Origin of the sequence: Aliivibrio fischeri (genome assembly GCA_038993745.2) — a bacterium.
Taxonomy (GTDB): Bacteria; Pseudomonadota; Gammaproteobacteria; order Enterobacterales; family Vibrionaceae; genus Aliivibrio; species Aliivibrio fischeri_B.
The window spans coordinates 769,695-783,576 of the sequence record CP160630.1 but is presented as its reverse complement, the minus strand read 5'-3'; the positions used below and the strand labels follow the sequence as shown (position 1 = coordinate 783,576).

General features: G+C 37.1%; 14 protein-coding genes. 3 read left to right on the top strand and 11 right to left on the bottom strand.

The features are described from left to right. Nucleotides 1-71: 71 nt before the first annotated feature. Together AAFX60_017710 and AAFX60_017705 are read right to left on the bottom strand one after the other, a co-directional pair. Entirely contained in the window at nucleotides 72-500 is a 429-nt protein-coding gene (locus tag AAFX60_017710; GenBank protein XDF79019.1) for a hypothetical protein, read from the bottom strand. A gap of 209 nt (nucleotides 501-709) precedes the next feature. Next, a complete protein-coding gene (locus AAFX60_017705; protein XDF79018.1) occupies nucleotides 710-1,201 on the bottom strand; it encodes a hypothetical protein in 492 nt (163 codons plus the stop codon). 101 nt (nucleotides 1,202-1,302) lie between these two features. Here AAFX60_017705 and AAFX60_017700 point away from each other — a divergent pair, with 101 nt between their 5' ends. Then, nucleotides 1,303-1,755, top strand: coding sequence for a hypothetical protein (locus AAFX60_017700; protein XDF79017.1), 453 nt, complete (start codon nucleotides 1,303-1,305; stop codon nucleotides 1,753-1,755). A gap of 1 nt (nucleotide 1,756) precedes the next feature. Here AAFX60_017700 and AAFX60_017695 read toward each other — a convergent pair whose 3' ends face one another. From AAFX60_017695 to AAFX60_017660, 8 genes are read right to left on the bottom strand one after another with little or no spacing between them, the layout of a single operon-like run. Then, nucleotides 1,757-2,284 carry a hypothetical protein gene (locus tag AAFX60_017695; protein ID XDF79016.1) on the bottom strand — a complete coding sequence of 176 codons (528 nt, stop codon included), beginning with the start codon at nucleotides 2,282-2,284 and terminating at the stop codon, nucleotides 1,757-1,759. Then, nucleotides 2,277-3,038: an AHH domain-containing protein gene (locus AAFX60_017690; protein ID XDF79015.1), complete on the bottom strand. Its 762-nt coding sequence runs from the start codon at nucleotides 3,036-3,038 to the stop codon at nucleotides 2,277-2,279. The genes AAFX60_017695 and AAFX60_017690 overlap by 8 nt, the downstream gene beginning before the upstream one ends. Nucleotides 3,039-3,040: 2 nt before the next feature. Continuing rightward, nucleotides 3,041-4,555 (bottom strand): PAAR-like domain-containing protein, encoded by a 1,515-nt coding sequence (locus tag AAFX60_017685; GenBank protein ID XDF79014.1) that lies wholly within the window; start codon nucleotides 4,553-4,555, stop codon nucleotides 3,041-3,043. Nucleotides 4,556-4,595: 40 nt separating this feature from the next. Further along, nucleotides 4,596-5,387 carry a type IVB secretion system protein IcmH/DotU gene (gene icmH, locus AAFX60_017680; protein XDF79013.1) on the bottom strand — a complete coding sequence of 264 codons (792 nt, stop codon included), beginning with the start codon at nucleotides 5,385-5,387 and terminating at the stop codon, nucleotides 4,596-4,598. Next, complete coding sequence (tssK, locus tag AAFX60_017675) at nucleotides 5,384-6,709, bottom strand: type VI secretion system baseplate subunit TssK (GenBank protein XDF79012.1); 1,326 nt, start codon at nucleotides 6,707-6,709, stop codon at nucleotides 5,384-5,386. Before tssK ends, icmH begins: the two co-directional genes overlap by 4 nt. An 11-nt stretch (nucleotides 6,710-6,720) precedes the next feature. Further along, complete coding sequence (gene tssJ / locus AAFX60_017670) at nucleotides 6,721-7,221, bottom strand: type VI secretion system lipoprotein TssJ (GenBank protein ID XDF79011.1); 501 nt, start codon at nucleotides 7,219-7,221, stop codon at nucleotides 6,721-6,723. A gap of 1 nt (nucleotide 7,222) precedes the next feature. Continuing rightward, the gene (gene tagH / locus AAFX60_017665; GenBank protein ID XDF79010.1) at nucleotides 7,223-8,680 is read right to left on the bottom strand and encodes a type VI secretion system-associated FHA domain protein TagH; all 1,458 of its coding nucleotides are present in this window, start codon (nucleotides 8,678-8,680) and stop codon (nucleotides 7,223-7,225) included. A 9-nt stretch (nucleotides 8,681-8,689) separates the two neighbouring features. Beyond that, nucleotides 8,690-9,292, bottom strand: coding sequence for a hypothetical protein (locus AAFX60_017660; GenBank protein XDF79009.1), 603 nt, complete (start codon nucleotides 9,290-9,292; stop codon nucleotides 8,690-8,692). Nucleotides 9,293-9,568: 276 nt separating this feature from the next. On the opposite strand from AAFX60_017660, the gene AAFX60_017655 reads away from it, so the two are divergent. Both AAFX60_017655 and AAFX60_017650 read left to right on the top strand, forming a co-directional pair. Next, a complete protein-coding gene (locus AAFX60_017655; protein XDF79008.1) occupies nucleotides 9,569-10,846 on the top strand; it encodes a patatin-like phospholipase family protein in 1,278 nt (425 codons plus the stop codon). 193 nt (nucleotides 10,847-11,039) lie between these two features. Further along, a complete protein-coding gene (locus tag AAFX60_017650; GenBank protein ID XDF79007.1) occupies nucleotides 11,040-11,858 on the top strand; it encodes a hypothetical protein in 819 nt (272 codons plus the stop codon). Between the two features lie 52 nt (nucleotides 11,859-11,910). Here the strand turns inward: AAFX60_017650 and AAFX60_017645 are convergent, their stop codons facing one another. After that, nucleotides 11,911-13,806, bottom strand: coding sequence for a fructose-specific PTS transporter subunit EIIC (locus AAFX60_017645; GenBank protein XDF79006.1), 1,896 nt, complete (start codon nucleotides 13,804-13,806; stop codon nucleotides 11,911-11,913). Nucleotides 13,807-13,882 lie beyond the last annotated feature (76 nt).

The window sequence follows — 13,882 nt, the reverse complement described above, 5'->3', positions numbered from 1 at the left end:
AAAAACGCCAATGAATAAATACTTCACTGGCGTTTTTTTTATACATGAGAAATCGTCATTAATAATGATGATTATTTAATGTCATTTTTAAGATTATTTATTGTATAAATCAGATAACCATAAAAAAAACTCCAGAATAAACCATAGCTAAGTAAGTAAATAATAGAGTGTTGGTCATATTGTGTATACGTAAGATAACCTAATACGTAAACTGCTTGAGCAAGCGTTAAATACAAAATTAAGAATACTTGCCACTGATGCTTAAATAATGGAAGTTGATAGCCATAGGAATACAGTGCACTCATATAGCACAATGTTGTAAAGGCAATGATATTATCTTGAATATCATTGAATATATCTAAGATATCATAATCATCTAAGATTTCTAAAGTCATCACCATAAGTACAATGATTAAAAGGATTGTATTTAGCACCAAGCGAGCAAATTTTCTGTCTTTGAATCGTCCGCTCTCGACGATTGAAGTAAATTGAATAGCCATAGAATTTTTATAAAATTTATTGTGCGCCGATTCTATTCGATTCGTGATTTTTAATCTCACTGAAATGATAGTTAAAATAACTAAAGTAATAGGTTTTTTGTGTTTGTCGTCGGAGGTAGGGGAAAGAAGTTAATGTGGGCCGATGGAAAAACACCAGCAAGAGAGCTGGTGTTTATAGTGTTCAAAAAGACTTGGTCTATTACTCGTTTTTATACGTCACGAACCCAGACGTCTTTTACGTGTTTTTTTAGTAATTCAATAACACTTTCATGAATAAACACATAGCCAAAATCTTCTTCAAGCTTGAAGATTAAACGCTCTTCAAGAGGAATATTATTTAAACGAGAAAAATCTAAATCAACTGAGTTTAAATCTAACCAATTTAACTTGCCGTATTGTTTTTCTTCATTCGTCAAACGGTAAGTTTGATGAATATAAGGCATACGAAAGTTTTCGAATACTTTAATTTGTTCATCAGTAGGTTGGCTAGGCGAACAATCTACACACGCATCCAGCCATTCAACCCCATGTTGAACTAGATTTTCTACTTTATTAGCAATATCATTGATAATGAAAAGTTTTGGAGAGAATGTCATTTCTAACAATAAATCTGGCTCGACAGGTACAATTGGTTTTGGTGTTTGTTGGAATGGGAAGTCTTTGAAGAGCTCCTTAGTAAGTATGTAGTATTTTCTAGTCATTATTGTTCCTTAATAAACGGGAAATTTGTTGCAACTTATTGAAGTTATGTTTTTTAGTGATATTATAAAATAATTAAGAAATAATTAAAGGCGAAACAAACATGTCAAAAAATATTTTTATTACTTTTAAATCTGATATAGTAAAAGCATCTATACAAGAGTTTGAAATAGATGAAGAACTAATTGCGTTACATAAGGGAGAATTATCAATTTCACCTTCTATTCGATTAATTCCTACAGATAAAAACACTAATAAATATATTGCGCAAGATATTATTGAAGGTTTTTTAACTGACCAATTTAGCGTTGTTGAATCAAAAGTTATTGAGAGTGAATACTTTTATCATATAAAAGTGCTCTTTCAGTTTTCTTTTGAAGATTTTATCAACGTTACGTTATCTGATTCAGAGTTATTATATACAGAAGGAGATGTGGAATATTATTATCACATTGAAGGTTCCTTCTGTAAGGCATTTGCTTTTACTTTAACTCAAAATATTAATACGGATTTTCCTATTTCTGTTTTTTTTGAAGAAGTAAATAAGATGGATTGATTTATGATAAAGTTACCACGCTAATTTCTATATCCTCATCACATATAATATTAAATATAAGTTCATCGATAATAATAGAGTATTCATCATCAGCAAAGAATACTCTATCTAACTCTCTAATACTGTTGGGGTTAAGTTCAATTTTTTCGAATGAAAATATATTACCTTCATTTAAATAATGTGATTTTTCAAAATTAATACAATTTTTTATGTCATAGATTTTTAGATAGAAATAATTTTCAACTTTATTGATTTCATCATATAGAATAACTGGATAGAGTGATGTCATGTAACAATCAAGAGCTGCAATAGTGTTAGCAATGTCTGCATTGATTAGAAGGCCATCTGCATATCTATATATACTTTTTAGTTCTTTTAGATTAATAGTATCAGTTGCTTGTATCTTTAAGGTATTTTGAAATGATGTTATTTTATCATATGTTAATTCATATGTTCGAATATCACTTTCAAGAAAGTGGAAACTAGTCGTGTTATAATTCTCATTAATAGTAAAAAATTTTTTATTCATAAATTTCATAAGCCGTTTTAAGTCTTCCCATAGTAATAGCTTTGTTTCTTGTTTTTTTAGGATTTAAATATATTCCATGCTTTCTTGAACCATTGCATTCTTGACAACCACAACCTTTTCCTGTTTCTAAATAATCATCAGTATGAGAGCCAAGTTTTAAGCGCCCAGAGGTTATTTCAGAGCTTAAGGTTTTCGACAAGTTATCGAACGCGTTTACAAATTCTTTGCGTTCATAGTTGTGACACCTTTTAATGAGTTTTTTTATTTCTTTTCTTAACTTGCCATTAACATAAAAATGATAACCAACGGCTACCCCTTCACGTTTGTTGTTATTCGTTCTTATTTTATCAATATTTTCAGAAGGAATAGCCTTGTCTATAGTATTCCATCCTGTATGACTGCTTTCATGGATTGGAACTTTTAGTTCACATGCTATGCTTGCTTTATTTGGTAGTAATAATAAATTTTTTGGATGATTCACACTATAAAATGACTTGTTTAATATTTTTTTATAATGTTTATTTAAGTGTTTTATTGATGATACTGAAATAATATGATGAGGTGTAAATTTATTTACACCTTGTTTATTCTCATTAAGGTCATATCTGAATGGTTCGAACCATGGATGATTAAGAAATTTTCCTCCAAACATTTCGCATACGGGAGCCCATGTACCACTATATTTTCTAAAACCTTTAGCAGAGTCATCATGTCTAGTCAGATCTGCTTTTGTTAAATTTCGCCAGTTTCCCATACTTATGCCTTAATAAATTTGTGCCCAATACAATTATAGTTATTTTTGCCTAGTTCTTTGTTGCAAATTTCACAACGCCCCGGTTTACGATCTTTTTCCTCGTTTGCTTTATCTTCACTTCGACCAGATTGAGAGGTCTTTCCTGTACGATGCTTAGTCTTTGCTGGATAAACATGATCAGATTGACCTAAAATTCTCTTGAATAGCTCATCAAATTCAGTCATTGCTTCTTTAAGTTTATTGGGTACGATTTTATCTATAATATTGACTTCGTTTGCTAGCTTTAAGAAGTAGTTACTTAGTTCGTCTGCACCCATTCGGTTTGCGTAAGAGGCTAGTTCAGTAGCTACTTCTACACAAGGTTGAAGCACATCTGAAATTATTTGGCTTGTTTGTTTTGCATAATCAGCCCAATCAAGTGTGCGTAAAAACTTTTCAGGATCGCCTTTACCCATCGCTCTCATTATTGCTAATAGATCGTCTTTGGATGTTGCCTTACCTGATTTCAGTGCAATTTTACATGTCCCCTTAACAGCACTTCCAAAAACTGGAATACAGCCTATCAGTGTCAAAGAAAGTGCTAACCAGTTTTCAGGTTTATCTCTTTCTTCTTCATTAAGTAGAGTCATTGTGTTGGCAACCATGTCACGAACATCCGCGGCTTGGTCAACAACAGGGAGCATGGTAATGGCTGTATTTGCAATGATTTGTTCTACTGTTGCGTCATCATTAAAATCACCAAGAATGACACCCCATATCCAACTTGCTGCACCAGCGGTTTTTCGCCATGAGCTTTCCCAAAAACCAATCTCTCCACGCTTAGTTTCATCAATGAGCATTTGTGCGGAGGCATTGGGGTTGTAGTTAGGGTTTTCTTTTGTAGGAATATTGGGTGTAAATTCTCGTGAATCTTCACCATATTCAATATCAAATTCCCCTGGTGCAATACCACTAATACTTGCTTTACCTTTAGTGTCTAAATTACCTTCAAAAATAGCACCAGTTTGATCGACTAATTTGTAAGTCGCACCTTGAACAGGATCTCCATCAGAATAAGAAAGGAATAAGTCAACGGTATAAGTGCCTTCTTCTTCAAGAGTTAGTGACACAGAAGGATTCTGCGCACCACCTAAACACATGGTATTGGCTTTGTTCATTGTCATTTGGTCAGATAAACGACAAACACCCTTACCTTCAAATTTAACGGTAGGAGAGGCGGAAATAAATTCGGCTTCAGCTTCAATGGTGCCAGAGGCTACGCCTTTTTTATCACCACCGGCATCACCAGTACTTTTTGAAAACGTGCTTCCTTTAATTGCAACAGGGTTCCCACCGTCCATTGTGATAGTGGTTGTGCCTTTAGCTAAGTCAGCGGATTTAGCATTATTTCCATAAGGGATAGGTACAATAGGTTTACCTACCTTCGTTAAGCACACATCAGGCAGGGTAGCATTAGCTTCGCCTCCAGAGCCTTGATGAACCACACTTAATCCATTTGCCGCAACAGTAACGCCCATAATTTAATGACCTTTTTTATAATGTCGAAATGCAGAAAACCTACTGATAAAGAGACAGTAACTTTTGAAATCGAACATCAATAACGAGATACGTAGCGGCATACATGGCCGCAAATAGTAAAGCACTGACGCCAAGGATCAACTTTGGAGGCAGTACGCGTTTTAATGGTTTTTTTAAGTACTTAGATTTGACATCAACTAATGCTACTTTCTCTTGTTCAGCAAGACGCTCGTCACGAACCAAACGGTAGATAGTGTTGCCGATATCTGTCAAACTTTCGGCACCACGCTCAGCTCGACCATATTTACCTTTAAAACCAAGTTGTAGGAGTAAATATAGGAATTCAATCACATGGCGATACTTGCGAGGGTCTGCTTTTAATCTATCTAAAATGACAAAAAACTTATCGCCACCTGAGGTTTCATTATGAAATTCAGACAATAAGCTGTTCTGGCTCCAGTTACTGTTGGCTCCCCATTCTTGGCGGCATACCGATTCATCCATTGCAGCACATAAGCAATAACGGATAACCAGAATAGATGCACGGTCGACTTCCATTTCGTTGAGCATACGTTCACCTTTACGTATTTCACGAGCTACTTGCTCACGAAAAGGCATAGGATCATCAAGCCATGGAATGGAAGACATACAAGATAAACTCGCAATAAGCCATGAGAATTGGTCAACTAATGGATTGATCCCCATAGATGAAATATCCAATTCACTGACTGAAATATTGCGAGATAAATCAGGGGCGGGCATAACCTCCATGGGTTTGCCCGGTTCAGGTTGAAAAAGTACAACTGTTACGTCGTCTTCAACATAACTCATAGTCTAACGGCCCAAAGCTGTAGAGATAAGTTTGCAAAATCACCAGCAACATGAACGGCAATAGCTGCGGCTTTATTTAGTGCAGTCCATTCTTCGCTTGATTTGTCTAACTCAAAGTAGGTGTAACCCGCGTGATATGGCAATGCACGAGGAACCACCGGCATAGGTTTAATATTGATACCTGGCAGTTGTAGATTGATAAGTTCACGAATGTTATCGATAGAGCCAATCTTAGTTTGAGATACAAATTGAGTATGTAGTATATCAAGAGTAACATCAGCTTTAACTGCCAAGATAAAGGTAGTCGATTCAACAATACTTCTGTCTGAAATTGGCGCAATACGAATACCATAACCTTGCTCTTTAAGAGGAAGAGGAATAGCGCGTTGTTCTGACATTACGCTTAAGGTCACTTTTGAGTTATGTAAGATGGTTGATAAACAACTCGTTAAATTACCGTGATTATAAGGAACGAACTCTTGTGGTCGGCGTGACGACGAACATAGGGTTGCTAATTCCCCTTCTGCTTGCAATAAAACACGATAAAACGCTTCAGGGTGTACACCTTCAATGTTGGCAAAGTGCCAGAATAAAGGTTCGTAACGGTTTAATGCTTGAAGTAGCATGAAATCAGACACCGATGAAACACCTTGCTGATCAACAACACCTAAGCGCTGCACAATGGATTCAGCACGATGACGAAGCATAGAGGCAAATTCAGTAGTAAATTTCTTTAATACCGTAGATGCGTTGATATCAATACATGTAGGAATGTAAGCATTATCAAGAATAATACTGCCATCTGGTTTTACTTCTGAAATTTTTAAGATTGGAATAGAGGTGTAAGCACTCTTATCTTCATCTTCATACATTAAACAAAAATTCAGTTTACCAATGGTAATATTGGCAATTTCTTCACTGTCATAACACGCGTCTACTGCATCCTGTGTGTGTATAGAATAGCGAGCACCATCTTTACTTGTACCAAATAATTCTGAACGTTCAGAAGGCAATGGACAACATAGGTACAGCACTTTATTCGCAACGGATGCATCGACATCTTTTACCTCTGGTAAAGAGGCGTGCAGTGGCAAATCAAAAGGGGTTCTATCTTGTAAAATACCTTCTGCGTGTGTGATACCAATTTTTCCTAAAGCCAGTAACTCGGTATTAATTTCAATGCGTTTTATGCCCCAGTGAAGAGGTGATTCAAACCCACTTAGCATTCCACTTTGTTTACCTTGAAAGCGATCTAGTTGCTGGAAATGTTGCGGTTTCATGAACATTCCATCTTGCCAAACGACAGGGTTATATAATGACATTATTGATATCCTTAAAAATATATTTGCTCAATACCGCGAGTATTGTTGGAGCTAAGTTCACTTTCTTTCAGGTTTAGCTTTAAGAAGTATTCGCTTTTTTCTTCGATTAACTCGACTTTACGCCAAGATGATCCGTTTATGTCTCTAAATGCTACAGAGAAACCGATAGCTCGAGTCGCTGGGTCTAATACCAGAGTCTCATGTACTACATCCCCAGGCTGAATTTGGTATTCGTATCGTTTTATATACTCATCACCAAGTGCATCTTTGTCATTTTCAAATAACGCAAAGAAATCAAGGTTACGAAAAAGAACAGGGGAGTTTAGTTCATGAATCCTCAATATTACGGGGGATGATTGTCCACCTTCACGAACATTTAATACTTTATCTGCTGTAATAATTAACTCGATAGAAGAGGTTTCAGGGGTAATTCCTGTTGATTCTTTAAACTGATCCCACATAGTGCAGCCAGATAATAAAAAAATAAGAGAAAACGTGAGTAATTTTCGCATGTTAAGCCTTTAATCTTTTTGTGTATTGCTCTTTGATTTTTTGTTGAACGACTGAGCTTGATATATCAATCCTTTCGTTATTATGGTTTTGATAAAACTCGATATATTCTTTCCATAATTTACCGCTTGCTTTAAAACGAGATTGTGAGCGCACGTCTTGAGCAAATTTTTCAGGATGCAGCATTAGTAACTTATTGTTGATGACGTCATTGGTTGCGTGAGTCATGTTTAATTTATGATTGTCTAGTTCATCTAATATCTGTTCTATTAATTCGTTAGGTGATAGAAGTTGTTGATGATTTAAAGACAGCATGAGTTCAACGATATTGGTCATTGAATCGTCTTGTTCATTATTTTTTATCGCTTTTAATTCAGAAAGCTCTTTCTGTAGGTTGTTGATACATAAGCGTAAACAATTCCCCATTTGTTGGAAGAATTGCTCATCTGTCTGCTCTATTTGCGAAGCTGACATCCCTAAACCTTTGTAAAAAGCAGATGCAGCATCATCACTCATTTTTGAGTTAAATGACGTTTCTATTGATTGTGATGGGTACACATCCATCGACGTTGAAGATGCAGCAATGAAATCATCATTTGTTGATTCAATCGTTGAGCTTGATGTTTGAATTGTTTGTGTTACATCTTCCCATGACTGTTGCTCAGAAACAGGTGAAACCACTGGTTCAGGTGTAAGTTCTACAGCGGGCTGCACTATAGGATCAGGAATAAAATGTGCTGAGCTAGTCTCTTCATTAATCGACTGAGTTGAATTCAAAGAATTAGAAAAGTCATCAGAAAACCAATCTTCTGGAATTAAATTTGGAATATCAAATTCTGAATGTACGCTATCACTATCATCGAGTAATTGACGAGTATGGATTGGTTCATTGATTTTTTGTTCGTGTTTTTTTTCGTTTCCGTGCAATAAATGCTCATCATTATTGGTTTGGGTAATGAAATTTAAATGAGCAACAGGATCACTGCTATCAACTTTATCGATACGCGTTTCTTTAAACAGATCTGCAATATTACCTTTATCTTGTTCTTCATCTGGAGTGTATTCAGCAAGATTAACTAACGGGTCTGTTGAATCAGTTTCTTCTGAAATATCTGCTGCAATGTTTATTGAGTTGGATAACTTTTCTAATCCAACAGATATTTCGTATCGACCAAGAACAATCGTATCACCATCATAAAGTGAAATTGGCTGATTTTTTAATAACTTATTTCCGTTAACTAACGTGCCATTAGTACTAACATCACTTAGGTAATAGGTATCACCGTAAATACTAATTAAGCAATGCGAGCCAGAAATAAAGCGGTTATGATCGACTAAACTCACCGTATTACTTGGATTACGACCTAATGAACCACCACTTTCTGGCATTTCAATATGTTTACTGCCCGTATATTCTTCCGGCGATTTGGTGATAAACAGGGTGAGTTGGTTTAAATGCACAAGACGTCCTTAGAATAACAAAGATACAGATAATTCAAGGCCACCTAGGCCATCGTTATAAATTGGTTGAATGTAAGAAGCTTGTGGAATAATCTGCAAGTGAGCATCGGGATTACTTCCTAGCTTAATAACGGTGCCAAATGATAAAACCGCACCTACTTCAAACTGATCAATGTCTTCTAATTGATTTCCGTATTTGTAGCCTTCGTTATCTACTTTCCATCGATTTCCATATTGGCTGTAACCCAATGATAATCCGGCACCTACATAGGGTGTAAATGCCCACCAATTACCAAGTGCATATTGAGGAACAATACGGAATTCATAATTAGTGACTTCTTGATACACTCCATTTTTTGGTGCTTCAATGTAATCTGAAAGGTAGTTGAAACCAAATAACCAACGCCAACGATTGTTATTTTCATCTATCGGTCTTGTATGAACTAGGCCATAACTGATTGTGCTGAGTTCGCCACTCATTCCTTGTTCGTACTCAGTAGATTCTATCGTTTTAAAATTGGCAGCAATACCGTAGCGTTCACCTTTAGCAAATGCTGGTAAAGAACAAGCCATAATTAAAGCCATAAAACCCAGTTGGATTGGCTTAGCCATTTGTTAATCCTCTAGCAAAATATTTTTGTTCTATTTTATTTAGCTTGCCAAAATATCAACTTAATTGTTTATTTCAATACAATAACTCGCGCTTATAAAAAAACACACGGAATCACTATTTCAATAGTCAAAATGACAGGTAATTCAGTGAAAATGAAAGTGACAGTTTGTTTATAGAAGAGCGTTAATCTAATAGCGTTACGCCGATCAAATTCTGCTTTTTTAAACCTGATATTCTTATGAAAATTAATGATTATTCTTATCTGGATGGTGATTATGCGTCATGTTTTTCGCTTGAACTTATGGTTTGTTTTTTTAGCTACATTTCTCTTTACACCGTATTTATATGCAGAGCCAATAAAAGAACCATCTCGCCCTAAAATTGCTTTGGTACTTGCTGGTGGTGGTGCAAAAGGGGCGGCACATATTGGCGTATTAAAAGCGCTTGAAGAGTTAAATATACCCATAGATATTATTACAGGAACCAGTATGGGGGCGTATGTCGGTGGGCTTTATGCAACAGGGAAATCGGCCTCTGATATTGAAGCGTATTTGCATACCGTAGATTGGTACAGTGGCTATCAAGATGAGGTTGGCAGAGAAGAGAAAAACATTCGAGATAAAAAGTACGAAGACAGATTTGCAATAAATCCATCGCTAGGAATCAGAAAAGAGGGAGTAAAATCACCAAAGTCAGCGATTCAAGGACAGAATATGCTTAAGATTTTACGTGAAACTTCTGGTAATCCCGTGTCCGTTGCATCGTTTGATGATTTCCCTATTCGCTACCGTTCAGTTGCGACTGATATTGTTTCAATGGAAGAGGTGGTTATCGACCATGGTCTTTTAGTTGATGCCATGATGGCAAGTATGTCGGTTCCCGGCGCCTTACCACCTTATGAGTTTGAGGATAGGCTGCTTATCGATGGCGGCGTAACCAATAATATGCCCGTTGAGCTAGCAAAAGAGATGGGGGCAGATATTGTTATCGCGGTGGATATTAGCTCAAATTATATGACTAAAGAGCAGATAGGCTCGTTATTTGATGTGGCATCTCAATTAACTAATTTTATGGTTAAACGCAGTACTCAAGAGCAAGCGGAGTTTTTAACAGGTAAAGATATTTTATTGCAGCCTCGAGTTGGTGATATTGAAACGACGGATTTCTCAAGCATGCCAAGAGCGTATCAAGAGGGTTACGATACTGTAATGACGCTGAAATCACGTCTGCAATCTTTAGCGGTTGCTCCAAATGAATATGCTCAATACCAAAACAAGATAAAGCAGCAATCAGCTAACGTTCGTTTAGCTCAAGGTGCAATCATTGATAAAGTGGAAGTTGAAAATCGAAGTCATTATGAGAGCGACAAACTAGAGCGTTTTATTCAGTTTGAGCAAGGAACATTGCTTAGCAGTGATTATATTGAAGATAAAATTCACGCTCTATATGCAACTAATCGTTTTGAAACCATCACTTATTTAGTTGAAGAAGATAACAATGAAAATGTATTGAAAGTGACCGCCAAAGAGAAAGAGTGGGGCCCAATTACTTAAATTTTCGTTTTTCTTAGAAGAGGATTTTGATACGCACAGTCAATATGGTCTTGGTGCTTCAATTAATTTTACCGATTTAAACGATTATGGTGCTGAATTACGTACAAATGTTGAATTAGGTACGGATAAGATATTTGATGCGACCATCCATTATCCTTTTTATCTGAATCATCATTTCTTTGTGCAATCAAACATGATGTATAGCGATAAAAAACGCTCAATTTCAACAAGCAGTTTAGAAGATAAAGAGCCAAACAGCAGCATGAGCTTTTATCCTGTTAATCTTCGAGATTTTACCGTCGATGCTTTGTTTGGTGTAGAAGCAACAAAAGATCAGCAGTTAAAAACAGGGATCTTATATGCAAGAGGAAGCCATGAATTAACCGGACTGTCCGCGTATGGAAGAACGGAATATGAACGCTTAGGTGCAACGCTCGAATACAATTTTGATAGTTTAGACAGTATTTCATTGCCAACGCATGGTTCGTTAATAAATGCACGTTACCTATATGCGTTCGATAAGGTAAATAGCCGTGATGTAGAAGGCTCTGATCATTCAGAACAATACATTGATGAATTTACAGCAGAAGCGCTATTTGCCAGAAGCATTGCAAGACACACTTTCATTGGTAGTGCGGAATATGGCATAACGAACAGTGATGATTACTTGGTTCCAGTTAATCCGATTGAGCTTGGCGGGTTTAATCACTTATCAGGCTTGCCACGAAATAGCTTGATTGGTGCAAATAAAGTTTATGGACGCTTAACTTATCGATACCGTTGGTTTGAGAATGATTTAGGTATGTTTAAAACAGCGGTTTATTTGGGGGCTTCAGCAGAATACGGGGGTTTATGGTCAATGAAATCAACAGACATTAGCTCCGCACCGCTTATTTTCTCTGGTTCATTGTTTGGAGGAATAGACACGCCTATTGGACCGATTATTCTGTCTTATGGACGAGCAGAAAATGGTTTAGATTCTGTGTATCTGATTGTTGGAAATGTGGAATAAGCGGTTTTAAGGTCAGGGTTGATTAAGATATTACAATCAACCCTGACTGAGTTTACGCTCTTGAAAAACGTTTGTGATGTTTCGTTAAATTATCATTGAGCAGTTGCTCTGCACTGTACATGGCATCTTTGGTGGCAATATCCAGTGTCCGCATTCCTTTAAAACGGAGAGGTTCTTTAATTGCCACATCATGAGCAAAAATGACCAGTTTTGCGTTTTTTATATCAAGAGGGGTAATACGGTTATTAATACCATCTGCGCCTTGGGTCTCTACTTTGATTTTAATACCGAGTTTATGAGCCGCTTTTTCTAAACTTTTAGCTGCAAGAAAAGTATGAGCAACTCCTGATGGGCAAGCCGTGACTGCTAATACGTCGGCTTCACCTTCATTTTTAACGGATTCAAAAGTGAATTCTTGTTGCGTATGTTCATCATCTTCTACCGCGTTTTTCTTAAGTAAAATAACAATAGCGGCGGTGGTGAATGCACCCAAAAGCGTTCCTATAATGTAGCCAATTTTGCCATCGACAACAGGTAATACAATCCATCCACCCCAAGGAGCATGGTTTAATACATTAAATACAAATCCGGTAATATTACCGACAATGCCACCAGCCACAATCGCAGGGATAACACGAGCGGGATCGGCAGCAGCAAATGGAATCGCACCTTCTGTTATGCCTATCATTCCCATAATACCAGCTGCTTTACCGGCTTCTCGCTCATCACGTTTAAATTTCTTTGGAGATAAGAACGTCGCCAGTGCCATTCCCAGTGGTGGAGTACAAATAGCGATGCCAACACCGCCCATTAACCATGGCTGAGTGTTCACTTGAGTTTGAGCAAATAAGGTTGCCACTTTATTAATTGGTCCACCCATATCAAAAGCGGCCATCGCACCTAGAATTGCACCTAAAGCGATTTTTCCTGAGCCAGCCATGCTAGCGAGCCAATCGTTTAACGCCGCCATGGCATTAGATATAGGGGCACCAATCACCCACATTACAGCAGCACAAGTGAGGAAGGTACCAATAAGGGGATAAATAAAGATAGAACCTAATGAAGTCATGCTTTCAGGTAGTTTAATTTTCTTTAAACTGCGAACCACAAAGCCTGCAAAAAATCCGATGATGATCGCACCTAAAAAACCAGTATTGTATTGTTGAACTGCAATCCATGAACCTATCATGCCAGGAGCGAGTCCTGGTTTATCTGCAATAGAGTAGGCGATATAACCACCTAATACCGCAGTAAATAGCGTTAACCCTGCGATGCCCATTTGAGCGATATCAGCCAAAATACCTTCTGTTGGTACGGCCCCTTGACCTGAGATCATCACAGATAAGGAAAGTAATACACCACCTGCAACAATGAATGGGATCATGTGCGATGTACCAAATAATAAATGTTCTTTGGTGCGGCCTAGTTTACGCGTTAACTCACTTTTCTCTGTTGGAGCTGGAGTGTTTTCAATGTCGGTTGATTCAGTATTTGGTTGAATAATATCCGTAAAAAGATCGAGTATTTCTTCTTTTGAGTCGGCTTTTTTGAGCTTGTTGGTAAAACCATCTTCAATTAAACGACTGGAGATCTGTGCTAGGGCTTCAATGTGTTGGTTATCATCACCATCAGTTGAGGCGAGCATAAAAAAGATATCAGAAGGCTCACCGTCTTCAGCACCATAATCAATACCGGTGCGACTGATCCCAATAGCGACAGAAGGGGTGAGTACGGCAGAGCTTTTTGCGTGAGGAATAGCAATACCATCCTCAAAACCTGTGTTGCCTATCTCTTCACGGGCCCATACATCGGCTAAGAATTGCGTTTTATTAGAGAGTTTTCCGGCATCATTTAAAATTTGAACCATCTCTTGAAGGATATCTTCTTTCGATGTGGATTTAAGGTCTAAACAGATAACATTGGCGTTTATAAGAGAGGTGATATCCATAACAATTCCATTATCTACCGGTAATAGGGCGTAATCTTAGTTGATCTTTGGTTTTTTATAACTGGATAAAAAATAC